This window comes from Mycobacterium sp. 852014-52450_SCH5900713 (assembly GCF_001667075.1).
GTDB lineage: Bacteria > Actinomycetota > Actinomycetes > Mycobacteriales > Mycobacteriaceae > Mycobacterium.
In genome coordinates this window covers 34582-56986 of record NZ_LZIL01000078.1, presented here as the reverse complement: position 1 = coordinate 56986, position 22405 = coordinate 34582, and the positions used below count along the sequence as shown (strand labels likewise).

The window sequence follows — 22405 nt, the reverse complement described above, 5'->3', positions numbered from 1 at the left end:
TCTGCATCTGCATACATACTGCCTTGCCGCTAGGACAACACCAATTCTTCTCGTGGACGAGGTTCGCCGCTTACTCCGCCGATTAAGGCGATCACCGTTGCAGAGTCGATATTTGGGCGCACTCGGCGATTTGGCTGAATGCAACGAACCCCCCGTATGACGTGATCAACGGGGGAAGAAAGGAACTCCGTGACCGATACGGACCTGTTCACGGCTGACGCGAGCACCGACAGCAACGAGGTGCCGAGCGCTGTGACCCCAGACACACCCGATGTCAAAACCAAAGCCACGGTTGGCTCTCTGTCGACCATGGTGCTTCCCGAATTGCGCGCGCTGGCTAACGAGGTCGGCGTCAAGGGGACGTCGGGCATGCGCAAGAACGAACTCATCGCCGCCATAAAGGAAATCAGGGGACAGTCCAACGGGACATCCGCCCCCACCACCTCCGAGGACGGCGCCAAGTCCGAGGCCGCCAGTGCTGAAGCACCGGCTGGCGAGGACCACCAGAACGGTTCGACAACCGAGGCGCCCCGCCGCGAACGGCGCAGCGCCTCACGCGAGCCGGGATCAGCCCGCACCGGCGACGAAGCGGATGGCGAGCGCTCACGCAACCGCGAGGGCAATGCGACCGGCGAGGACCACGCCCGCCAGGGCGGCAAGCGCGACAACCAGCGCGAAGAGCGCGGCCAGGACTCGGGCAGCGAGCAAAGCGGTGATCAGCAGGGCTCGGGCGGCCAGCAGTCTCGCGGCGGCTCGAACCAGCAGGACGACGACGGCGACGGTCGTGGCGGCAGGCGTGGTCGCCGCTTCCGCGATCGCAGGCGGCGCGGCGAGCGGTCCGGCGAGGGCGGCGACACCGAACTCCGTGAGGACGACGTCGTGCAGCCGGTCGCCGGAATCCTTGACGTGCTCGACAATTACGCGTTCGTCCGCACCTCCGGTTACCTGGCCGGTCCGCACGACGTCTACGTGTCCATGAACATGGTGCGCAAGAACGGCCTGCGCCGCGGCGACGCGGTAACCGGCGCGGTTCGCGTGCCGAAGGACGGCGAACAGCCCAACCAGCGTCAGAAGTTCAACCCGCTGGTCCGCTTGGACAGCGTCAATGGCGGTCCGGTCGAAGACGCGAAGAAGCGACCCGATTTCAGCAAGCTGACGCCGCTCTACCCGAACCAGCGGCTTCGCCTGGAAACCACTCCCGACCGGCTGACCACCCGGGTCATCGACCTGATCATGCCGATCGGTAAGGGCCAGCGCGCCCTGATCGTGTCGCCGCCGAAGGCCGGTAAGACGACGATCCTGCAGGACATCGCCAACGCGATCACCAAGAACAACCCGGAATGCCACCTCATGGTCGTGCTCGTCGACGAGCGCCCAGAGGAGGTCACCGACATGACGCGCTCCGTCAAGGGCGAGGTCATCGCCTCGACCTTCGACCGGCCGCCCACGGACCACACGGCAGTCGCCGAGCTGGCCATCGAGCGCGCCAAGCGGCTCGTTGAGCAGGGCAAGGACGTCGTGGTGCTCCTCGACTCGATCACCCGCCTGGGCCGCGCGTACAACAACGCGTCACCCGCGTCGGGCCGGATCCTGTCCGGTGGTGTCGACTCCACCGCTCTGTATCCGCCGAAGCGGTTCCTGGGTGCCGCGCGAAACATCGAGGAAGGCGGGTCGCTGACGATCATCGCCACCGCGATGGTCGAGACCGGATCCACCGGTGACACAGTCATCTTCGAGGAGTTCAAGGGCACCGGTAACGCCGAGCTCAAACTGGACCGCAAGATCTCCGAACGACGGGTCTTCCCGGCGGTCGACGTGAACCCGTCCGGCACCCGTAAGGACGAGCTGTTGCTCTCGCCGGACGAGTTCGGCATCGTGCACAAGCTGCGCCGCGTGCTGTCGGGTCTGGACTCCCACCAGGCCATCGACCTGCTGATGTCGCAGTTGCGCAAGACGAAGACCAATTACGAGTTCCTGGTGCAGGTCTCCAAGACCACACCGGGATCGATGGACAACGACTAACCGAACCACGTTCCTCGGCGCGTCGTCACCGCGACATTTAAAGCACGTACGCGACACGCCGGCTGGCGCCGCCCTGGTTTAAGTTTCGAGGCAACCCAAGCGCCGGGAATGCCGACGGGTACCCCGTTGTTTTGGGAGAACAGCGGTTGACCCGGCATAATCGGTGCTCGACAAGATCGAAGAGGACAGCATGAAATCTGACATTCATCCCGCTTACGCGGAGACCACCGTGCACTGCGGGTGCGGAAACACGTTCCAGACCCGCAGCACCAAGCCCGGCGGCAACATCGTCGTGGAGGTGTGCTCGCAGTGCCACCCGTTCTATACCGGCAAGCAGAAGATTCTTGACAGCGGCGGCCGGGTGGCCCGCTTCGAGAAGCGTTACGGCAAGCGCAAAGGTGCCGCGGCGGACGACACCGACAAGTAGCTGCGTTGCCGACGCCCGAACTGTGCGAGAGAGCACAGGCCGGGCGTCGGTTTGCGTTTACGGCAAATGAGAACGCGGGGCTGAGCGGGCAGGAGGTGACAGGTGACGCAGCCGGTGCAGACCATTGATGTGCTGTTGGCCGAACACGCCGAGCTCGAGCAACGGCTGGCGGATCCCGACCTGCACAGCAATCCCGCCGAGGCGCGCAAAGCCGGCCGCCGGTTCGCCCGATTGGCCCCGATCGTCGCGACGCATCGCAAGTTGGAGGCGGCGCGCGGTGACCTGGAGGCGGCGCGCGAGCTGGCCGCCGACGACGAGTCGTTCGCCGATGAGGTGACCGAACTGGAATCACGGGTCGCTGAATTGGACACCCAACTGACCGACATGCTGGCGCCGCGCGACCCGCATGACGCCGACGACATCGTGCTAGAGGTCAAATCCGGCGAGGGCGGCGAGGAATCGGCTTTGTTCGCGGCGGACCTGGCCAGGATGTACATCCGCTATGCCGAGCGGCACGGCTGGAACGTGACCGTGCTGGACGAAACCACGTCGGACCTCGGTGGCTATAAGGACGCGACGCTGTCCATCGCCAGCAAGGGCGACTCGGCCGACGGAGTGTGGTCCCGCATGAAGTTCGAGGGTGGGGTGCACCGGGTGCAGCGCGTTCCCGTGACGGAATCGCAAGGCCGCGTACACACTTCGGCGGCGGGCGTATTGGTCTATCCCGAACCCGAGGAAGTGGGCGAGGTGCAGATCGACGAGTCGGATCTGCGCGTCGACGTGTACCGCTCGTCCGGCAAGGGCGGCCAGGGGGTGAACACCACCGACTCCGCGGTGCGAATCACGCACCTGCCCACCGGCATCGTGGTCACGTGTCAGAACGAACGCTCGCAGCTGCAGAACAAGACGCGTGCGTTGCAGGTGCTGGCCGCCCGCCTGCAGGCATTGGCCGAAGAGCAGGCACTGGCAGACGCATCGGCCGACCGGGCCAGCCAGATCCGGACCGTCGACCGCAGCGAACGCATTCGCACCTACAACTTCCCGGAGAACCGGATCACCGACCACCGAATCGGTTACAAGGCACACAATCTCGATCAAGTACTCGACGGCGACCTGGACGCGATGTTCGACGCGTTGGGAGCCGCCGACAGACAGTCCCGGTTGCAACAGGCATGAGTGTCTTGCGGCGTGCGATCGACTCCGCGGCGGCGACGCTCGCCGAAGCGGGAATCGACTCCGCCCGTTGGGATGCCGAGGAGCTGGCCGCGCACCTGACGGGCACCGAGCGCGGTCGGCTGGCCTTGCTCGAGTCGCCCGGCGACGACTTCTTCGGTCGTTACCGCGACGTCGTGGCCGCACGCTCCCGGCGGGTGCCCTTGCAGCATCTCACCGGCGCAGCCGCGTTCGGCCCGCTCATGCTGCACGTCGGGCCCGGCGTCTTCATCCCGCGCCCGGAAACCGAAGCCCTTTTGGCGTGGGTGACCGAACAGCGCCTCCCCACCCGGCCCGTCATCGTCGATCTGTGCACCGGTTCGGGCGCATTGGCGGTGGCGCTGGCCCAGCACCACCCCACGGCGCGGATCATCGGGATCGATGACTCCGGGACGGCCCTCGAGTACGCGCGCCGCAACGCGGCGGGCACCCCGGTCGAACTCCTGCAGGCCGACGTCACAGCCCGGGGACTGCTTTCCGAACTGGACGACGGAGTCGACTTGGTGGTGGCCAATCCGCCCTACGTTCCCGACGCCGCGGAGGTGGAACCCGAAGTCGCCCAACACGACCCACGCCATGCGGTGTTCGGCGGCCCGGACGGGATGGCGGTGATCGGCCCCATCGTCCGCCTGGCCGGGCGCTGGCTTCGCCCGGGCGGCATCTTTGCCGTCGAACATGACGACACGACGTCGCAGCCGACCGTCGAGTTAATTTGTGAGACGGGGCTTTTCGACGACGCCACCGCCCGCAATGACCTGGCCGGCCGGCCGAGATTCGTCACCGCCCGCAGAAAGGAGCGGGCGGATGACTGAAGTCTTTGACTGCGCCGATCCCGATCAACGTTCGCGCGGGATCGCCTCGGCGGCAGGGGCGCTGAAGGGTGGCCGATTGGTCGTCATGCCGACCGACACCGTCTACGGCATCGGCGCCGACGCTTTCAACAGCGCCGCGGTGGCCGCCCTGCTGTCGGCGAAGGGGCGGGGACGCGACATGCCGGTCGGCGTGCTGGTCGGCTCGTGGCACACCATCGAGGGTCTCGTCTACACCATGCCGGACGGGGCCCGCGACCTGATCCGCGCGTTCTGGCCGGGGGCGCTGAGCCTGGTGGTGACGCAGGCGCCGTCGCTGCAGTGGGACCTCGGCGACGCACGCGGCACCGTGATGCTGCGGATGCCGCTGCACCCGGTCGCCATCGAGCTGTTGCGCGAAGTCGGGCCCATGGCGGTGTCCAGCGCGAACGTGTCCGGCCGTCCGCCCGCGGTGGATGCCGACGAGGCCCGTGATCAACTCGGCGATCTCGTCGACGTTTATCTCGACGCGGGGACGGCTGAGCAGCAGGCCGCTTCCACGATCGTCGACCTCACCGGTTCCGCCCCGCGGATCCTGCGGCCCGGCCCGGTGAGCGCCGAACGGATCGCGGAAGTGCTCGGGTTAGACCTCGAAAGCCTGACCGCCCAGGCCTAGCCCGAGCGGTTCTCTGGTTGCCAGGTTGGTGCAGTACGGTCTCGACGTGTCCAGCGACATAACCGACCTAGCCAGTGGTTTGCTCGCCCTGGGTGACCGGGGCACCGGTGTCCCGCTGCGCGAGCTTGCACTCGTTGGACTGACCGCCGCCATCATCACGTACTTCGCCACCGGTCCCGTGCGCGTGCTCGCCACCCGGCTGGGCGCGGTTGCCTATCCGCGGGAACGCGACGTACACGTGACCCCGACCCCGCGCATGGGCGGGCTGGCGATGTTCCTCGGCGTCCTCTCGGCCGTCTTCCTGGCGTCCCAGCTTCCGGCGCTCACTCGCGGGTTCGTCTATTCGACGGGTATGCCGGCCGTACTGGTGGCCGGCGCGGTGATCATGGGCATCGGCCTCATCGACGATCGTTGGGGGCTCGACGCCCTGACGAAATTCGCCGGCCAGATCACCGCGGCCAGCGTGCTGGTCACCATGGGCGTGGCCTGGAGCGTCCTCTATATCCCGATCGGCGGTGTCGGCACCATCGTGCTGGACCAAGCCTCGTCGATCCTGCTCACGCTGGCGCTCACGGTGTCCATCGTCAACGCGATGAACTTCGTCGACGGGCTCGACGGACTGGCCGCCGGGCTCGGGCTGATCACGGCTCTGGCGATCTGCATGTTCTCGGTCGGCCTGTTGCGCGACCACGGCGGCGATGTGCTCTTCTATCCGCCCGCCGTGATCTCCGTGGTGCTCGCGGGTGCCTGTCTGGGCTTCCTGCCGCACAACTTCCACCGCGCCAAGATCTTCATGGGTGATTCGGGCTCGATGCTGATCGGCCTGATGCTCGCCGCGGCCTCTACCACCGCCGCCGGCCCCGTTTCGCAAAACGCCTACGGTGCGCGCGACGTGTTCGCGCTCCTGTCGCCGTTCCTGCTGGTGGTCGCCGTCATGTTCGTGCCGATGCTCGATTTGCTGCTGGCGATCGTGCGCCGCACCCGCGCGGGTCGCAGCGCGTTCAGCCCGGACAAGATGCACCTGCACCACCGCTTGCTGCAGATCGGTCATTCCCACCGCAGGGTGGTGTTGTTGATCTACCTGTGGGTCGGCATCGTCGCGTTCGGCGCCGCCAGCACCATTTTCTTCAATCCCCGCGATACCGCCGCGGTGATGTTGGGCGCGATCGTGGTCGCCGGCGTCGCGACGGCGATCCCGCTAATGCGCCGGCGAGACGAGTACGAAGACGAGGACTACGACAGCTAGTAGTAGTGGCGTTCGCCGTATGGTACGGTGCAGGTAGAACCCCAAAAAGCCGCACAGAACGCCGGTCCATCGGACGCAGATCCGGTTGGGTCGGCTGGGGAGTCGCGTCGGGAGATACCCCTTGGGTGATTCCACTGTGACGTGCGATACGCTCGGCGGGCCACCGATCAGTCGGTCGGGGGACTCCCGCTCCACTAACTTGGGATTGAGGTGCTGCAGTGACGACACCAGCGCAGGACGCGCCGTTGGTGTTTCCCTCTGTGGCGTTCCGCCCGGTCCGGCTGTTCGTCCTCAGCATTGCGGTTACTGCGGTGGCAGTCGTCGCCGCCAGCTTGACCGGTCACCCGATGGTCGGGGTCTTCTTCGGCGTCGGGTTGCTGCTCGGTTTGCTCAACGCCCTTCTCGTGCGCCGTTCGGTCGCGTCGATCACCGCGAAAGAGCACCCGCTGAAAAGCACGATGGCGCTCAATTCTGCTACCCGGCTGGCGATTATCACGATCATCGGGCTGATCATCGCCTACATTTTCCGGCCCGCCGGCCTGGGTGTCGTGTTCGGGCTGGCGCTTTTCCAGGTTTTGTTGGTGGCATCGACGGCGCTTCCGGTGTGGAAGAAGCTGCGCGCCGGTGACTGGGCGGACGCCCATCCCTCGGACGGAGGCGGCGTCACCGCGGGATCGGAAGGAACGGAAGGAAGAGGCAGCACCGATGACTGAGACGACGTTCCTGGCCGCCGCAATCGAGGTTGGGGAGCACAGCCAGGCCAAATGGCTCGGGCTGACCGTCAACACCGACACGATTCTGTCGACCGCGATCGCCGCCGTGATCGTGCTGGCACTGGCCTTCTTCCTGCGGGCGAAGATCACCTCCACCGGGGTCCCCAGCGGTGTGCAGTTGTTCTGGGAGGCCATCACCGTCCAGATGCGCGATCAGATCGAGAGCGCGGTCGGGATGCGGATCGCGCCGTTCGTGTTGCCGTTGGCCGTCACGATTTTCGTGTTCATCCTGATCTCCAACTGGCTGTCGGTGCTCCCGCTGCAGTACACCGACAAGTCGGGGCACACCACCGAACTGCTGAAGTCGGCGGCCGCGGACATCAACTACGTTCTGGCGCTGGCCCTCTTCGTGTTCGTCTGCTATCACGTGGCGGGCATCTGGCGCCGCGGCATCGTCGGCCACCCGCTCGCCGTGCTCAAGGGCCACGTGGCGTTCCTGGCCCCGATCAACCTCGTCGAAGAGCTCGCCAAGCCGATCTCGTTGTCGCTCCGACTTTTCGGCAACATCTTCGCCGGCGGCATCCTGGTCGCGCTGATCGCGCTCTTCCCGCCGTACATCATGTGGGCGCCCAACGCGATCTGGAAGGCCTTCGACCTGTTCGTCGGGGCGATCCAGGCGTTCATCTTCTCGATCTTGACGATTCTCTACTTCAGCCAGGCCATGGAGATCGAGGAACACCATGACTGAGGTCACCAATCGCTTTGTCCCACACACCATTACAGAGGCCTGGTAGACCGCTACCAGCTATCAAGGAGGAAAAGAATGGCAGCCCTGGACCCACAAATCGCTGCCGCCGCTCTCATCGGCGGTGGCCTGATCATGGGTGGCGGCGCGATCGGCGCCGGCATCGGTGACGGTATCGCCGGTAACGCGCTGGTTTCGGGTATCGCCCGGCAACCCGAGGCGCAGGGCCGGCTGTTCACGCCGTTCTTCATCACGGTCGGTCTGGTCGAGGCGGCCTACTTCATCAACCTGGCGTTCATGGCGTTGTTCGTCTTCGCGACCCCGGTCAAGTAATTCGCTGCAATGCGTGACGCGAGTCTGAGCATTTTGGCATCCAGCCAGGTGGTGGCAGAGGGAGGCAACAACTTCCTCGTCCCCAACGGCACCTTCTTCTTTGTGCTGGCCATCTTCCTGATCGTGCTGGCCGTCATCGGTACGTTCGTGGTGCCGCCGGTCATGCGGGTGTTGCGGGAACGCGACAACATGGTTGCCAAGACGGCCGCCGACAACAAGAAGGCGGCCGAGCAGTTCGACGCCGCCAAGGCCGACTATGAGGAGGCCCTGACGGAGGGCCGGGTTCAGGCGTCGTCGTTGCGCGACAATGCCCGCGCCGAGGGCCGTAAGGTGGTCGAAGACGCGCGCGCCAGTGCCGAGCAACAGGTGATGTCGACGTTGCAAATGGCCTCCGAGCAACTCAAGCGGGAGAGAGACGCCGTGGAGCTGGATCTGCGCGCCAACGTGGCGGGCATGGCGGCGACGCTGGCGAGCCGGATCCTTGGCGTCGAGGTGGTCCCGGCCACTTCGGCAGCATCTGCAACCGGGAAATCTGGACGGTAATCGGGTATGTCGACATTCATCGGGCAGTTGATCGGTTTCGCGGCCATCGTGCTCTTGGTCGTGCGGTACGTCGTGCCGCCGGTACGTCGTCTGATGGCCGCCCGCCAAGAGACCGTGCGCCAACAGTTGAAAGACTCTGCGGCAGCGGCAGATCGGTTGAGCGAGTCGACCACCGCCCACAGCAACGCGGTGGAATCCGCCAAGACTGAGGCCGAGCGGCTCGTCGAAGAAGCGGAGACGGATTCCGGCCGCATCGCCGAACAGTTCCGGACCCAGGCCGGTGTCGAGTCCGAACGCATCACCGCGCAGGGTGCCCGCCAGGCCGACCTGCTGCGCACCCAGCTGAGCCGCCAGCTTCGCCTGGAACTCGGTCACGAGGCGGTGCGTCAGGCAGGCGAGCTGGTGCGTAACTACGTCGCCGACCCCGCGCAACAAGCGGGTACCGTCGATCGCTTCCTGGACGACCTCGAAGCGATGGCCCCGGCACCCGCAGAGGTCCAATATCCGCTGCTGGCCAAGATGCGCTCCGCCAGTCGGCTGGCGGTGGCCAGCCTGGCGGAGCGGTTCAGCGACATCGCCAAAGACCTTGACAACAAGGCCCTTTCCAGCCTGTCCGCCGAGCTCGTTTCGGTCGCCGAAATGCTGGACCGCGAGATCGTTGTCACCCGGTACCTGACCGTGCCCGCCGAGGATCCGGCGCCCCGGGTACGGCTTATCGAGCGGCTGGTCTCGGGCAAAGTCGCCGACGCCACGCTCGACGTTCTGCGGATGGCCGTCTCGGAGCGCTGGTCGGCCAACTCCGATTTGGGCGATGCGATCGAGCACATCTCGCGCCAGGCGTTGCTCGAAGTCGCCGAACGCGAGGACAAGGTCGACGACGTGGAAGACCAGTTGTTCCGCTTCTCCCGCATCCTGGACGCACAGCCCCGGCTCGGGATCATGTTGGGCGACTACGGCGTGCCGGTCGAAGGCCGAATCGACCTGCTTCGCAAGGTTCTTGACAGCGCCAGCGCCCGGGTCGATCCGATTGTGGTGGCGCTGCTGACCCAAACCGTCCAACTGCTCAGGGGTGAGTCGGCCGAGGAGGCCTTCCAGTTCTTGGCGAAAGTTGCGGTGGCGCGCCACGGCGAGATCGTCGCGCGAGTCAGCGCGGCGGCCGACCTCAGCGACGCCCAACGATCTCGCCTCACCGACGTGCTCGGCCGTATCTACGGTCATCCGGTGACGGTGCAGCTGCAGGTCTCCGACGAACTGCTCGGCGGTCTGCTCATCTCCGTGGCAGACGAAGTGATTGACGGGACACTCGCTTCTCGCCTCGCCGCTGCGAAGGCGCAACTGCCCGACTGACACCAACCGCCTACCACAACCACACGCGAACCAAGATCAAGTAGGAAGACGAAAAGCCATGGCCGAGTTGACGATCTCCGCTGATGACATCCAGAACGCCATCGAGGAGTATGTAGGCTCTTTCACCTCCGACACCTCCCGCGAAGAGGTCGGTACCGTCGTCGATGCCGGAGACGGCATCGCGCACGTCGAAGGCTTGCCCTCCGTCATGACCCAGGAACTGCTCGAGTTCCCGGGCGGGGTCCTCGGCGTCGCACTGAACCTCGACGAGCACAGCGTCGGCGCGGTGATCTTGGGCGACTTCGAGAAAATCGAAGAGGGCCAACAGGTCAAGCGCACCGGGGAGGTGCTGTCCGTCCCCGTCGGCGACGCATTCCTCGGACGCGTCGTCAATCCGCTCGGCCACCCCATCGACGGCCGGGGAGACATCGACACCGACACGCGCCGCGCCCTGGAGATCCAGGCGCCGTCCGTGGTGCAGCGGCAGAGCGTGAGCGAGCCGCTGCAGACCGGCATCAAGGCCATCGACGCGATGACCCCGATCGGTCGCGGTCAGCGGCAGCTGATCATCGGCGACCGCAAGACCGGCAAGACCGCCGTCTGCGTCGACACCATCCTCAACCAGCGGGAGAACTGGGAGAGCGGCGACGAAAAGAAGCAGGTTCGCTGCGTTTACGTGGCCATCGGGCAGAAGGGCACCACCATCGCGTCGGTGCGGCGAGCGCTCGAAGAGGGCGGCGCGATGGACTACACCACCATCGTCGCCGCCCCGGCATCGGACTCCGCCGGCTTCAAATGGCTTGCGCCCTACACGGGTTCGGCAATCGCCCAGCACTGGATGTACGACGGCAAGCACGTGCTGATCGTCTTCGACGACCTGAGCAAGCAGGCCGAGGCGTACCGCGCGATCTCGCTGCTGCTGCGCCGGCCGCCGGGTCGCGAGGCGTACCCCGGTGACGTGTTTTACCTGCACTCGCGGCTGTTGGAGCGCTGCGCGAAGCTCTCCGACGACCTCGGGGGCGGCTCGCTGACGGGTCTGCCGATCATCGAGACCAAGGCCAACGACATCTCGGCCTACATCCCGACCAACGTCATCTCGATCACCGATGGCCAGTGCTTCCTGGAGTCCGATTTGTTCAACCAGGGTGTGCGGCCGGCCATCAACGTCGGTGTGTCGGTGTCCCGCGTCGGCGGTGCGGCGCAGATCAAGGCCATGAAAGAGGTGGCCGGCTCGCTGCGTCTGGACCTGTCGCAGTACCGCGAACTCGAGTCGTTCGCGGCCTTCGCTTCGGACCTGGACGCGACGTCCAAGGCGCAGCTGGAGCGCGGTGAACGGCTGGTCGAACTGCTCAAGCAACCGCAATACCAGCCCATGCCGGTTGAGGAGCAGGTGGTTTCGATCTTCCTGGGCACCGGCGGTCACCTGGACTCCGTGCCGGTCGAGGACGTCAGGCGCTTCGAAACCGAGTTGCTGGACCACATGCGGGCGTCGGAAGAGAAGTTCCTGGCCGGTGTCCGCGACAGCGGAAAGCTCTCCGAAGAGGGCGAGAACCAGCTGACCGAGATCATCAAGAACTTCAAGAAGGGGTTCGCTGCCACGGGCGGTGGATCGGTGGTGCCGGACGAGCACGTCGAGCCCCTGGACGAGGAAGATCTCGAAAAGGAGTCGGTCCAGGTCAAGAAGGAGAAGCCCAAGGACAAGAAGGACTCCAAGAGCGGCAAGGACAAGAAGTAACTAACAATGGCTGCCACACTTCGCGAACTACGCGGCCGAATTCGCTCGGCAGGGTCGATCAAGAAGATCACCAAGGCCCAGGAGATGATCGCGACATCGCGCATCGGAAAGGCGCAGGCTCGGCTGCAAGCCGCTAGGCCCTACGCGTTTCAGATCACCTCGATGCTGACCACGCTGTCCTCCGAAGCCGCACTGGATCACCCTCTGCTGGTCGAGCGAGAGGAACCCAAGCGGGCCGGCGTTCTGGTGGTGTCCTCCGACCGCGGATTGTGCGGGGCGTACAACTCCAGCATCTTCCGTCGGGCCGAGGAGCTGTTCTCGCTGCTGAGGGAGGAAGGCAAGACGCCGGTCGTGTACACGGTTGGCCGGAAGGCGCTGAACTACTTCAAGTTCCGCAACTGGGACATCACCGAATCGTGGACGGGATTCTCCGAGCAACCCAGCTACGAGAACGCCGCGGAGATCGCTTCGACCCTGGTCGAGACTTTCATGACGGGTGCGGGCGACGACGAGTCATCGGACGACCAAGGCGTGGACGAACTGCACATCGTCTACTCGGAGTTCAAGTCGATGATGTCGCAGGCAGCGGTGGCCCACCGCATCGCTCCGCTGGTCGTGGAATATGTCGAGGACACCGAGGAACTTCATACGCTGTACTCGTTCGAGCCAGACGCGACAACGCTTTTCGAGTCGTTGCTGCCGCGGTACGTGACGACCCGCGTCTACGCCGCGTTACTTGAATCGGCGGCATCGGAGCTCGCGTCGCGCCAACGGGCGATGAAGTCGGCGACCGACAATGCGGACGACCTGATCAAAGAACTGACGCTGATGGCGAACCGCGAGCGGCAGGCTCAGATCACCCAAGAGATCAGCGAAATCGTCGGCGGTGCAAACGCACTCGCCGACGCCAAGTAGCACACGAGGAAGAAGAAAAATATGGCTGCTACTACCGAAGCAACGAAGAAGAACGATAAGTCCACCAACTCCGAGACCAGCGGCCGCGTGGTACGAATCACCGGCCCCGTGGTCGACGTCGAGTTTCCGCGTGGATCCGTTCCCGAACTGTTCAACGCGCTCAACGCCAAGATCACGTTCGAGGAACTCAAGAAGACCCTCACGCTGGAGGTCGCACAGCACCTCGGCGACAACCTGGTTCGCACCATTTCGTTGCAGCCCACCGACGGCCTGGTCCGCGGCGTCGAGGTGACCGACAGCGGCAAGCCGATCTCGGTACCGGTCGGCCAAGAGGTGAAGGGTCACGTCTTCAACGCGCTGGGAGACTGCCTGGACAAGCCCGGATACGGCGAAGACTTCGAGCACTGGTCGATCCACCGCAAGCCGCCGCCGTTCGAAGAGCTCGAGCCCCGCACCGAGATGCTCGAAACCGGCCTGAAGGTCGTCGACCTGCTTACCCCCTACGTGCGTGGTGGCAAGATCGCCCTGTTCGGCGGCGCCGGCGTGGGCAAGACGGTGCTCATCCAGGAGATGATCAACCGTATCGCCCGAAACTTCGGTGGTACTTCGGTTTTCGCCGGCGTCGGTGAGCGCACCCGTGAGGGCAACGACCTCTGGGTCGAGCTCAAAGAGGCTGACGTGCTCAAGGACACCGCGCTGGTGTTTGGTCAGATGGACGAGCCGCCCGGCACCCGTATGCGGGTGGCGCTGTCGGCGCTGACGATGGCGGAGTGGTTCCGCGACGAGGCCGGCCAGGACGTGCTGCTGTTCATCGACAACATCTTCCGCTTCACTCAGGCGGGTTCCGAGGTGTCGACCCTGCTCGGCCGTATGCCCTCGGCCGTGGGCTACCAGCCCACGCTGGCCGACGAGATGGGCGAGCTGCAGGAGCGCATCACGTCGACGCGCGGGCGCTCGATCACGTCGATGCAGGCGGTCTACGTGCCCGCCGACGACTACACCGACCCCGCGCCGGCGACGACGTTCGCGCACCTGGACGCGACCACCGAACTGTCGCGTTCGGTGTTCTCCAAGGGAATTTTCCCGGCGGTGGACCCGCTGGCATCGAGCTCGACCATCCTGGACCCGAGCGTCGTTGGTGACGAGCACTACGCCGTGGCGCAGGAGGTCATCCGAATCCTGCAGCGGTACAAGGATCTCCAAGACATCATCGCGATCCTCGGTATCGACGAGCTCTCGGAAGAGGACAAGCAGCTCGTTCAGCGCGCACGACGCATCGAGCGGTTCCTCTCGCAGAACATGATGGCGGCCGAGCAGTTCACAGGTCAGCCGGGTTCGACGGTGCCGCTGAAGGAGACCATCGAGGCGTTCGACCGCCTGACCAAGGGCGACTTCGACCACATACCGGAGCAGGCGTTCTTCTTGATCGGTGGCCTCGACGACTTGGCCAAGAAAGCCGAAAGCTTCGGCGCCAAACTGGATTCCTGAGGACTGAGTCGAGGCTGTGAAGGGCACTGTGGCATGGCGGATTTGAATGTTGAGATAGTCGCCGTAGACCGGAAGATCTGGTCGGGTGAGGCGACTTTCCTGTTCACCCGCACCACCGTCGGCGAGATCGGTATCCTGCCGCGGCATATCCCGCTGGTAGCGCAATTGGTCGACGACGCAATGGTGCGCGTCGAGAGAGAGGGCGAAGACGATCTGCGGGTCGCCATCGAAGGCGGGTTCCTGTCGGTCACCGAGGAGACGGTCACAGTCCTGGCCGAGTCCGCCGCATTCGAATCCGAGATCGACGAGAGCGCCGCCAGGGAGGAATCTGAGTCCGACGACCCGCGCATCGCGGCGCGGGGGCGCGGCAGATTGCGCGCCGTCGGCGCAATCGACTAGCCACTCCGGACAAGAGGATGAGCGCGCCCATGGTCGGCATGGTCGTGCTCGTCGTTGTCCTCGCGGGCGCAGTCGTCGCGCTGAGTTATCGGTTGTGGAAGCTGCGTCAGGGCGGCACGGCGGGAATCATGCGGGACATCCCCGCGGTCGGAGGTCACGGCTGGCGTCACGGCGTGATTCGTTACCGCGGCGGTGAGGCGGCGTTCTACCGGCTGTCCAGCCTGCGTTTGTGGCCGGATCGTCGACTCAGCCGCAGGGGAGTGGAAATCGTCGCCCGGCGTGCGCCGCGCGGCGACGAATTCGACATCATGACCGACGAGATCGTCGTGCTGGAGCTGCGCGACACGACGCAGGACCGCAGGACCGGTTACGAGATCGCGCTGGACAAGGGCGCTTTGACGGCCTTCCTGTCCTGGCTGGAGTCCCGTCCGTCACCACGCGCTCGTCGCCGCAGCGTTTAGGCCGCGTGCCGCAGGCTAACCCGGGGTCGGCGCGCCTCCGCCGGGTTGCCACAACACGTCACCGTCGGGATTGGCCGCACGTGCCAGGATGAAAAGCAGATCCGACAGGCGGTTCAGGTATTTCGCCGGAAGCACGTTGATCTGCTGCGGCGCGGCATCGATCGCCGCCCAGGCCGATCGTTCCGCACGACGGACGATCGTGCGGGCGACGTGCAGAAGCGCCGACAACGGCGAACCGCCCGGCAGCACAAAGGAATTCAGCGCCGGCAGGTGCTCGTTATATTTGTCACACCAGCCTTCCAGTCGATCGATGTAGGGCTGGGTGATTCGCAGCGGGGGATATTCGGGGTTTTCCACCACCGGGGTCGACAGGTCCGCGCCCGCGTCGAACAGGTCGTTCTGGATCTGCCGCAGTACGCCAGCGGTTTCCTCGTCGGGCTGCCCCAAGGCGATCGCGACGCCGATCGCCGAGTTGGCCTCGTCGCAGTCGGCGTACGCGACCAGGCGAGGGTCGTTCTTGGAGACCCGCGAGAAGTCACTCAACCCCGTCGTGCCGTCGTCACCGGTTCGCGTATAGATCCGGGTCAGGTGTATCGCCATGAGCAAGACGGTACTGCGGCCCGGGTGGGCATGGAGCCTCGGCTGACCGCTTGATTCCACCTCACTTCGCTCGGCGGAGCGCATCGCCGTCAAGCGGGCTGACTGACAAGGCGATACCGCTTCACTAGACTGACGCGGGTGGCTGAGCGATTCGTGGTGACCGGCGGAAACCGGTTGTCCGGCGAAGTCGCAGTGGGAGGCGCCAAAAACAGCGTGCTCAAGCTGATGGCAGCGACCCTGCTGGCCGAAGGCACCAGCACCATCACCAACTGCCCCGACATCCTCGACGTGCCGTTGATGGCCGAGGTGTTGCGTGGGCTCGGCGCCACCGTCGAGCTCGACGGCGACGTCGCCCGCATCACCTCACCCGACGAGCCGAAATACGACGCCGATTTCGCTGCGGTACGACAGTTCCGCGCATCGGTCTGCGTGCTTGGGCCGCTGGTTGGCCGGTGTAAGCGGGCCAGGGTCGCCCTGCCGGGCGGCGACGCGATCGGGTCTCGTCCGCTGGACATGCACCAGTCGGGCCTGCGCCAACTGGGCGCGCAATGCAACATCGAGCACGGCTGCGTCGTCGCCCAGGCCGACACGTTGCGCGGCGCGGAGATTCAGCTGGAGTTTCCGTCGGTGGGAGCCACCGAAAACATCCTGATGGCCGCCGTCCTCGCCGAGGGCGTAACCACGATCCACAACGCGGCGCGCGAACCCGATGTCGTGGACCTGTGCACCATGTTGAATCAGATGGGCGCGCAGGTCGAAGGTGCGGGTTCGCCGACCATGACCATCACCGGCGTTCCCCGGCTACACCCGACGGAGCACCGCGTGATCGGCGATCGCATCGTTGCGGCCACGTGGGGCATCGCGGCTGCGATGACCCGAGGCGACATTTCGGTGACGGGCGTCGACCCGGCCCACCTCCAGGTCGTGCTGCATAAACTGCACGACGCCGGCGCGACGGTCACCCAAACGGACAACAGCTTCCGGATCACGCAGTACGAGCGCCCCAAGGCCGTCAACGTCGCGACGCTGCCGTTCCCCGGGTTCCCGACCGACCTGCAGCCGATGGCTATCGCTCTGGCGTCGATCGCCGACGGCACGTCGATGATCACGGAGAACGTCTTCGAGGCGCGCTTCCGCTTCGTCGAAGAAATGATCCGGTTGGGCGCCGACGCCCGCACCGACGGGCACCATGCCGTCGTACGAGGTCTGCCGCAATTGTCGAGCGCCCCGGTGTGGTGTTCGGATATTCGGGCCGGCGCCGGCCTGGTGTTGGCGGGGCTGGTGGCCGACGGTGACACCGAGGTCCACGACGTCTTCCACATCGATCGCGGCTACCCCTTGTTCGTCGAAAACCTGGCGATTTTGGGAGCGGAGATCGAGCGGGTAGAGTAACCAAAGTCAGTGCCCCGCAGGGCCGGTCGCCACACCAGGCGGTCGACACCCCGGGCGCTTGACTCCCTCGCTGGATTGGTACTAGCCTGGCACGGCTGCTCCCGAAACGGTCTCTGGAAGACCAAAACTGGGAGTTGACTCCACTGCCGGACTTGTATTAAGCTGGCAGGGTTGCCCCAAAACGGGCGAAACAAGTGTTGTTTGAGAACTCAATAGTGTGTTTGGTCTTTTTATTTGTTGTTGTTTTTTTGGCCATACCTAAGCACTCCCCGTGTGCGGGTATGGCAATTTTTGATGCCAGTTATTTGGTGTCTTTTTGTTAGGTCAGATTTTCTCTGATTTGAAATTCACCTCGTTCTGCGAGGAGATTTTGTTTGGAGAGTTTGATCCTGGCTCAGGACGAACGCTGGCGGCGTGCTTAACACATGCAAGTCGAACGGAAAGGCCCCTTCGGGGGTACTCGAGTGGCGAACGGGTGAGTAACACGTGGGCAATCTGCCCTGCACTTCGGGATAAGCCTGGGAAACTGGGTCTAATACCGAATAGGACCACTCGGCGCATGCCTTGTGGTGGAAAGCTTTTGCGGTGTGGGATGGGCCCGCGGCCTATCAGCTTGTTGGTGGGGTGATGGCCTACCAAGGCGACGACGGGTAGCCGGCCTGAGAGGGTGTCCGGCCACACTGGGACTGAGATACGGCCCAGACTCCTACGGGAGGCAGCAGTGGGGAATATTGCACAATGGGCGCAAGCCTGATGCAGCGACGCCGCGTGGGGGATGACGGCCTTCGGGTTGTAAACCTCTTTCACCATCGACGAAGGCTCACTTCGTGAGTTGACGGTAGGTGGAGAAGAAGCACCGGCCAACTACGTGCCAGCAGCCGCGGTAATACGTAGGGTGCGAGCGTTGTCCGGAATTACTGGGCGTAAAGAGCTCGTAGGTGGTTTGTCGCGTTGTTCGTGAAATCTCACGGCTTAACTGTGAGCGTGCGGGCGATACGGGCAGACTAGAGTACTGCAGGGGAGACTGGAATTCCTGGTGTAGCGGTGGAATGCGCAGATATCAGGAGGAACACCGGTGGCGAAGGCGGGTCTCTGGGCAGTAACTGACGCTGAGGAGCGAAAGCGTGGGGAGCGAACAGGATTAGATACCCTGGTAGTCCACGCCGTAAACGGTGGGTACTAGGTGTGGGTTTCCTTCCTTGGGATCCGTGCCGTAGCTAACGCATTAAGTACCCCGCCTGGGGAGTACGGCCGCAAGGCTAAAACTCAAAGGAATTGACGGGGGCCCGCACAAGCGGCGGAGCATGTGGATTAATTCGATGCAACGCGAAGAACCTTACCTGGGTTTGACATGCACAGGACGCGTCTAGAGATAGGCGTTCCCTTGTGGCCTGTGTGCAGGTGGTGCATGGCTGTCGTCAGCTCGTGTCGTGAGATGTTGGGTTAAGTCCCGCAACGAGCGCAACCCTTGTCTCATGTTGCCAGCGGGTAATGCCGGGGACTCGTGAGAGACTGCCGGGGTCAACTCGGAGGAAGGTGGGGATGACGTCAAGTCATCATGCCCCTTATGTCCAGGGCTTCACACATGCTACAATGGCCGGTACAAAGGGCTGCGATGCCGTAAGGTTAAGCGAATCCTTTTAAAGCCGGTCTCAGTTCGGATCGGGGTCTGCAACTCGACCCCGTGAAGTCGGAGTCGCTAGTAATCGCAGATCAGCAACGCTGCGGTGAATACGTTCCCGGGCCTTGTACACACCGCCCGTCACGTCATGAAAGTCGGTAACACCCGAAGCCAGTGGCCTAACCCTTTGGGAGGGAGCTGTCGAAGGTGGGATCGGCGATTGGGACGAAGTCGTAACAAGGTAGCCGTACCGGAAGGTGCGGCTGGATCACCTCCTTTCTAAGGAGCACCACGAAAAACATCCCAATTGGTGGGATGTAAGCCGTGCGGGGTTCTCACCTGTAGTGGGTGAGGGCCGGGTGCACAACAGCAAATGATTGCCAGACACACTATTGGGCCCTGAGACAACACTCGGCCAGTCCGTGTGGTGTCCCTCCATCTTGGTGGTGGGGTGTGGTGTTTGAGTATTGGATAGTGGTTGCGAGCATCTAAACGGATGCGTTGCCGGCAACGGTCGCGTGTTCGTTAAAATGTGTAATTTCTTTTTGATTTTTGTGTGTATGTAAGTGTCTAAGGGCGCATGGTGGATGCCTTGGCATCGAGAGCCGATGAAGGACGTGGGAGGCTGCGATATGCCTCGGGGAGCTGTCAACCTAGCTTTGATCCGAGGATTTCCGAATGGGGAAACCCAGCACGAGTGATGTCGTGTTACCCGTATCTGAATATATAGGGTGCGGGAGGTAACGCGGGGAAGTGAAACATCTCAGTACCCGTAGGAGAAGAAAACAATTGTGATTCCGTCAGTAGTGGCGAGCGAACGCGGAACAGGCTAAACCGCACGCATGTGTAACCGGGTAGGGGTTGTGTGTGCGGGGTAGTGGGATTGATATGTCTCAGCTCTACCTGGCTGAGGGGTAGTCATAAAGTGTCGTGGTTAGCGGAAGTGGCCTGGGACGGCCTGCCGTAGACGGTGAAAGCCCGGTACGCGAAAACCCGGCACCTACCTTGTATCAATTCCCGAGTAGCAGCGGGCCCGTGGAATCTGCTGTGAATCTGCCGGGACCACCCGGTAAGCCTAAATACTTCTCGATGACCGATAGCGGATTAGTACCGTGAGGGAATGGTGAAAAGTACCCCGGGAGGGGAGTGAAAGAGTACCTGAAACCGTGTGCCTACAATCCGTCAGAGCCTCCTTGTGGGGTGATGGCGTGCCTTTTGAAGAATGAGCCTGCGAGTCAGGGACACGTCGCGAGGTTAACCCGTGCGGGGTAGCCGCAGCGAAAGCGAGTCTGAATAGGGCGCATCCCCTTTGGGGTGTAGTGGCGTGTTCTGGACCCGAAGCGGAGTGATCTACCCATGGCCAGGGTGAAGCGCGGGTAAGACCGCGTGGAGGCCCGAACCCACTTAGGTTGAAGACTGAGGGGATGAGCTGTGGGTAGGGGTGAAAGGCCAATCAAACTCCGTGATAGCTGGTTCTCCCCGAAATGCATTTAGGTGCAGCGTTACGTGTTTCACCACGGAGGTAGAGCTACTGGATGGCCGATGGGCCCTACTAGGTTACTGACGTCAGCCAAACTCCGAATGCCGTGGTGTATAGCGTGGCAGTGAGACGGCGGGGGATAAGCTCCGTACGTCGAGAGGGAAACAGCCCAGATCGCCGGCTAAGGCCCCTAAGCGTGTGCTAAGTGGAAAAGGATGTGCAGTCGCAAAGACAACCAGGAGGTTGGCTTAGAAGCAGCCACCCTTGAAAGAGTGCGTAATAGCTCACTGGTCAAGTGATTGTGCGCCGATAATGTAGCGGGGCTCAAGCACACCGCCGAAGCCGCGGCAACCGCAAGGTTGGGTAGGGGAGCGTCCCCCATGCAGCGAAGCTACCGGGTAACCGGTGGTGGAGTTTGGGGGAGTGAGAATGCAGGCATGAGTAGCGATAAGGCAAGTGAGAACCTTGCCCGCCGTAAGACCAAGGGTTCCTGGGCCAGGCCAGTCCGCCCAGGGTGAGTCGGGACCTAAGGCGAGGCCGACAGGCGTAGTCGATGGACAACGGGTTGATATTCCCGTACCCGTGTGTGGGCGTCCCTGACGAATCAGCGGTACTAACCACCCAAATGGTGGTCTATCAATCCCTTCGGGGTGCGAGGATCGCCGGCTGCGTGGGACCTTCGTTGGTAGTAGTCAAGCAATGGGGTGACGCAGGAAGGTAGCCGTACCAGTCAGTGGTAATACTGGGGCAAGCCTGTAGGGAGAGCGATAGGCAAATCCGTCGCTCATTAATCCTGAGAGGTGATGCATAGCCGATTGAGGTGAATTCGGTGATCCTCTGCTGCCAAGAAAAGCCTCTAGCGAGCACACACACGGCCCGTACCCCAAACCGACACAGGTGGTCAGGTAGAGCATACCAAGGCGTACGAGATAACTATGGTTAAGGAACTCGGCAAAATGCCCCCGTAACTTCGGGAGAAGGGGGGCCGGAATACCGTGAACACCCTTGCGGTGGGAGCGGGATTCGGCCGCAGAAACCAGTGGGTAGCGACTGTTTACTAAAAACACAGGTCCGTGCGAAGTCGCAAGACGATGTATACGGACTGACGCCTGCCCGGTGCTGGAAGGTTAAGAGGACCCGTTAACCGTAAGGTGAAGCGGAGAATTTAAGCCCCAGTAAACGGCGGTGGTAACTATAACCATCCTAAGGTAGCGAAATTCCTTGTCGGGTAAGTTCCGACCTGCACGAATGGCGTAACGACTTCCCAACTGTCTCAACCATAGACTCGGCGAAATTGCACTACGAGTAAAGATGCTCGTTACGCGCGGCAGGACGAAAAGACCCCGGGACCTTCACTACAACTTGGTATTGGTGTTCGGTACGGTTTGTGTAGGATAGGTGGGAGACTGTGAAACCTCAACGCCAGTTGGGGCGGAGTCGTTGTTGAAATACCACTCTGATCGTATTGGACACCTAACGTCGAACCCTTATCGGGTTCACGGACAGTGCCTGGCGGGTAGTTTAACTGGGGCGGTTGCCTCCTAAAATGTAACGGAGGCGCCCAAAGGTTCCCTCAACCTGGACGGCAATCAGGTGTTGAGTGTAAGTGCACAAGGGAGCTTGACTGCGAGACTTACAAGTCAAGCAGGGACGAAAGTCGGGACTAGTGATCCGGCACCCCCGAGTGGAAGGGGTGTCGCTCAACGGATAAAAGGTACCCCGGGGATAACAGGCTGATCTTCCCCAAGAGTCCATATCGACGGGATGGTTTGGCACCTCGATGTCGGCTCGTCGCATCCTGGGGCTGGAGCAGGTCCCAAGGGTTGGGCTGTTCGCCCATTAAAGCGGCACGCGAGCTGGGTTTAGAACGTCGTGAGACAGTTCGGTCTCTATCCGCCGCGCGCGTCAGAAACTTGAGGAAACCTGTCCCTAGTACGAGAGGACCGGGACGGACGAACCTCTGGTATACCAGTTGTCCCACCAGGGGCACGGCTGGATAGCCACGTTCGGACAGGATAACCGCTGAAAGCATCTAAGCGGGAAACCTTCTCCAAGATCAGGTTTCTCACCCTTTTAGAGGGATAAGGCCCCCCGCAGACCACGGGATCGATAGGCCAGACCTGGAAGCCCAGTAATGGGTGTAGGGAACTGGCACTAACCGGCCGAAAACTTACCAACACACAATCGCAACCACTTTTCAGTTCCAGCGACTATTAGTCGCGGGACGCTCTGACGCCACACCCCCCACCGAAACCAAATTTA

18 protein-coding genes and 2 rRNA genes are annotated in these 22405 nt (G+C 63.2%); 19 read left to right on the top strand and 1 reads right to left on the bottom strand.

Annotated elements, in window-relative coordinates; all coding sequences use genetic code 11:
• The first annotated feature begins 189 nt into the window (after positions 1–189).
• The 16 genes from rho to A5773_RS23300 all read left to right on the top strand — a co-directional run bounded on the left by rho (position 190) and on the right by A5773_RS23300 (position 15050).
• Positions 190–2022, top strand: coding sequence for a transcription termination factor Rho (rho, locus tag A5773_RS23375; protein ID WP_067261922.1), 1833 nt, complete (start codon positions 190–192; stop codon positions 2020–2022).
• 190 nt (positions 2023–2212) lie between these two features.
• Positions 2213–2449 (top strand): 50S ribosomal protein L31, encoded by a 237-nt coding sequence (gene rpmE, locus A5773_RS23370; protein WP_066948533.1) that lies wholly within the window; start codon positions 2213–2215, stop codon positions 2447–2449.
• Positions 2450–2551: 102 nt separating this feature from the next.
• On the top strand, positions 2552–3625 hold the full coding sequence (gene prfA / locus A5773_RS23365; RefSeq protein WP_066948472.1) for a peptide chain release factor 1: 1074 nt from the start codon (positions 2552–2554) through the stop codon (positions 3623–3625).
• Positions 3622–4473: a peptide chain release factor N(5)-glutamine methyltransferase gene (gene prmC, locus A5773_RS23360; RefSeq protein ID WP_066948467.1), complete on the top strand. Its 852-nt coding sequence runs from the start codon at positions 3622–3624 to the stop codon at positions 4471–4473. The genes prfA and prmC overlap by 4 nt, the downstream gene beginning before the upstream one ends.
• On the top strand, positions 4466–5125 hold the full coding sequence (locus A5773_RS23355; protein WP_066948462.1) for an L-threonylcarbamoyladenylate synthase: 660 nt from the start codon (positions 4466–4468) through the stop codon (positions 5123–5125). The genes prmC and A5773_RS23355 overlap by 8 nt, the downstream gene beginning before the upstream one ends.
• A 28-nt stretch (positions 5126–5153) precedes the next feature.
• The gene (locus A5773_RS23350; RefSeq protein WP_156659255.1) at positions 5154–6371 is read left to right on the top strand and encodes a glycosyltransferase family 4 protein; all 1218 of its coding nucleotides are present in this window, start codon (positions 5154–5156) and stop codon (positions 6369–6371) included.
• Positions 6372–6589: 218 nt separating this feature from the next.
• Positions 6590–7084: an ATP synthase subunit I gene (locus A5773_RS23345; RefSeq protein ID WP_066948457.1), complete on the top strand. Its 495-nt coding sequence runs from the start codon at positions 6590–6592 to the stop codon at positions 7082–7084.
• On the top strand, positions 7077–7832 hold the full coding sequence (gene atpB, locus A5773_RS23340; protein WP_066948452.1) for a F0F1 ATP synthase subunit A: 756 nt from the start codon (positions 7077–7079) through the stop codon (positions 7830–7832). The genes A5773_RS23345 and atpB overlap by 8 nt, the downstream gene beginning before the upstream one ends.
• Before the next feature lie 84 nt (positions 7833–7916).
• Entirely contained in the window at positions 7917–8162 is a 246-nt protein-coding gene (locus tag A5773_RS23335) for a F0F1 ATP synthase subunit C (RefSeq protein WP_065052998.1), read from the top strand.
• A 9-nt stretch (positions 8163–8171) separates the two neighbouring features.
• Positions 8172–8705, top strand: a complete 534-nt coding sequence (locus A5773_RS23330; RefSeq protein WP_066948447.1) for a F0F1 ATP synthase subunit B — start codon at positions 8172–8174, stop codon at positions 8703–8705.
• 6 nt (positions 8706–8711) lie between these two features.
• Positions 8712–10052 (top strand): F0F1 ATP synthase subunit B/delta, encoded by a 1341-nt coding sequence (locus tag A5773_RS23325; RefSeq protein WP_066948443.1) that lies wholly within the window; start codon positions 8712–8714, stop codon positions 10050–10052.
• Between the two features lie 58 nt (positions 10053–10110).
• A complete protein-coding gene (atpA, locus tag A5773_RS23320) occupies positions 10111–11787 on the top strand; it encodes a F0F1 ATP synthase subunit alpha (RefSeq protein WP_066948440.1) in 1677 nt (558 codons plus the stop codon).
• Between the two features lie 6 nt (positions 11788–11793).
• Positions 11794–12702 carry a F0F1 ATP synthase subunit gamma gene (locus tag A5773_RS23315; protein WP_066948435.1) on the top strand — a complete coding sequence of 303 codons (909 nt, stop codon included), beginning with the start codon at positions 11794–11796 and terminating at the stop codon, positions 12700–12702.
• 21 nt (positions 12703–12723) lie between these two features.
• On the top strand, positions 12724–14190 hold the full coding sequence (gene atpD / locus A5773_RS23310; protein ID WP_066948432.1) for a F0F1 ATP synthase subunit beta: 1467 nt from the start codon (positions 12724–12726) through the stop codon (positions 14188–14190).
• A gap of 33 nt (positions 14191–14223) precedes the next feature.
• Positions 14224–14589 carry a F0F1 ATP synthase subunit epsilon gene (locus A5773_RS23305; RefSeq protein WP_066948427.1) on the top strand — a complete coding sequence of 122 codons (366 nt, stop codon included), beginning with the start codon at positions 14224–14226 and terminating at the stop codon, positions 14587–14589.
• A gap of 17 nt (positions 14590–14606) precedes the next feature.
• Positions 14607–15050, top strand: coding sequence for a DUF2550 domain-containing protein (locus tag A5773_RS23300; protein ID WP_066948424.1), 444 nt, complete (start codon positions 14607–14609; stop codon positions 15048–15050).
• 15 nt (positions 15051–15065) lie between these two features.
• On the opposite strand, the gene A5773_RS23295 is transcribed toward A5773_RS23300, so the two are convergent.
• Positions 15066–15650, bottom strand: coding sequence for a cob(I)yrinic acid a,c-diamide adenosyltransferase (locus A5773_RS23295; RefSeq protein WP_066948419.1), 585 nt, complete (start codon positions 15648–15650; stop codon positions 15066–15068).
• 138 nt (positions 15651–15788) lie between these two features.
• Between A5773_RS23295 and murA the strand changes: the two genes are divergently transcribed.
• The 3 genes from murA (at position 15789) to A5773_RS23280 (ending at position 22321) form a co-directional block, all read left to right on the top strand.
• A complete protein-coding gene (gene murA / locus A5773_RS23290) occupies positions 15789–17042 on the top strand; it encodes a UDP-N-acetylglucosamine 1-carboxyvinyltransferase (protein ID WP_066948415.1) in 1254 nt (417 codons plus the stop codon).
• Positions 17043–17413: 371 nt separating this feature from the next.
• Positions 17414–18942, top strand: a 16S ribosomal RNA gene (locus A5773_RS23285).
• Positions 18943–19223: 281 nt separating this feature from the next.
• A 23S ribosomal RNA gene (locus A5773_RS23280) occupies positions 19224–22321 on the top strand.
• Together the 16S and 23S rRNA genes form the textbook arrangement of a ribosomal RNA operon.
• Positions 22322–22405: the final 84 nt, after the last annotated feature.

What these genes read in the sequence shown, in the direction of transcription:
- rpmE (WP_066948533.1), top strand. Translation starts at nt 2,213, where the DNA reads ATGAAATCTGACATTCATCCCGCTTACGCGGAGACCACCGTGCACTGC.
- prmC (WP_066948467.1), top strand. Translation starts at nt 3,622, where the DNA reads ATGAGTGTCTTGCGGCGTGCGATCGACTCCGCGGCGGCGACGCTCGCC.
- A5773_RS23355 (WP_066948462.1), top strand. Translation starts at nt 4,466, where the DNA reads ATGACTGAAGTCTTTGACTGCGCCGATCCCGATCAACGTTCGCGCGGG.
- atpB (WP_066948452.1), top strand. Translation starts at nt 7,077, where the DNA reads ATGACTGAGACGACGTTCCTGGCCGCCGCAATCGAGGTTGGGGAGCAC.
- A5773_RS23330 (WP_066948447.1), top strand. Translation starts at nt 8,172, where the DNA reads ATGCGTGACGCGAGTCTGAGCATTTTGGCATCCAGCCAGGTGGTGGCA.
- A5773_RS23325 (WP_066948443.1), top strand. Translation starts at nt 8,712, where the DNA reads ATGTCGACATTCATCGGGCAGTTGATCGGTTTCGCGGCCATCGTGCTC.
- atpA (WP_066948440.1), top strand. Translation starts at nt 10,111, where the DNA reads ATGGCCGAGTTGACGATCTCCGCTGATGACATCCAGAACGCCATCGAG.
- A5773_RS23315 (WP_066948435.1), top strand. Translation starts at nt 11,794, where the DNA reads ATGGCTGCCACACTTCGCGAACTACGCGGCCGAATTCGCTCGGCAGGG.
- atpD (WP_066948432.1), top strand. Translation starts at nt 12,724, where the DNA reads ATGGCTGCTACTACCGAAGCAACGAAGAAGAACGATAAGTCCACCAAC.
- A5773_RS23305 (WP_066948427.1), top strand. Translation starts at nt 14,224, where the DNA reads ATGGCGGATTTGAATGTTGAGATAGTCGCCGTAGACCGGAAGATCTGG.
- A5773_RS23300 (WP_066948424.1), top strand. Translation starts at nt 14,607, where the DNA reads ATGAGCGCGCCCATGGTCGGCATGGTCGTGCTCGTCGTTGTCCTCGCG.
- A5773_RS23295 (WP_066948419.1), bottom strand. Translation starts at nt 15,650, where the DNA reads ATGGCGATACACCTGACCCGGATCTATACGCGAACCGGTGACGACGGC.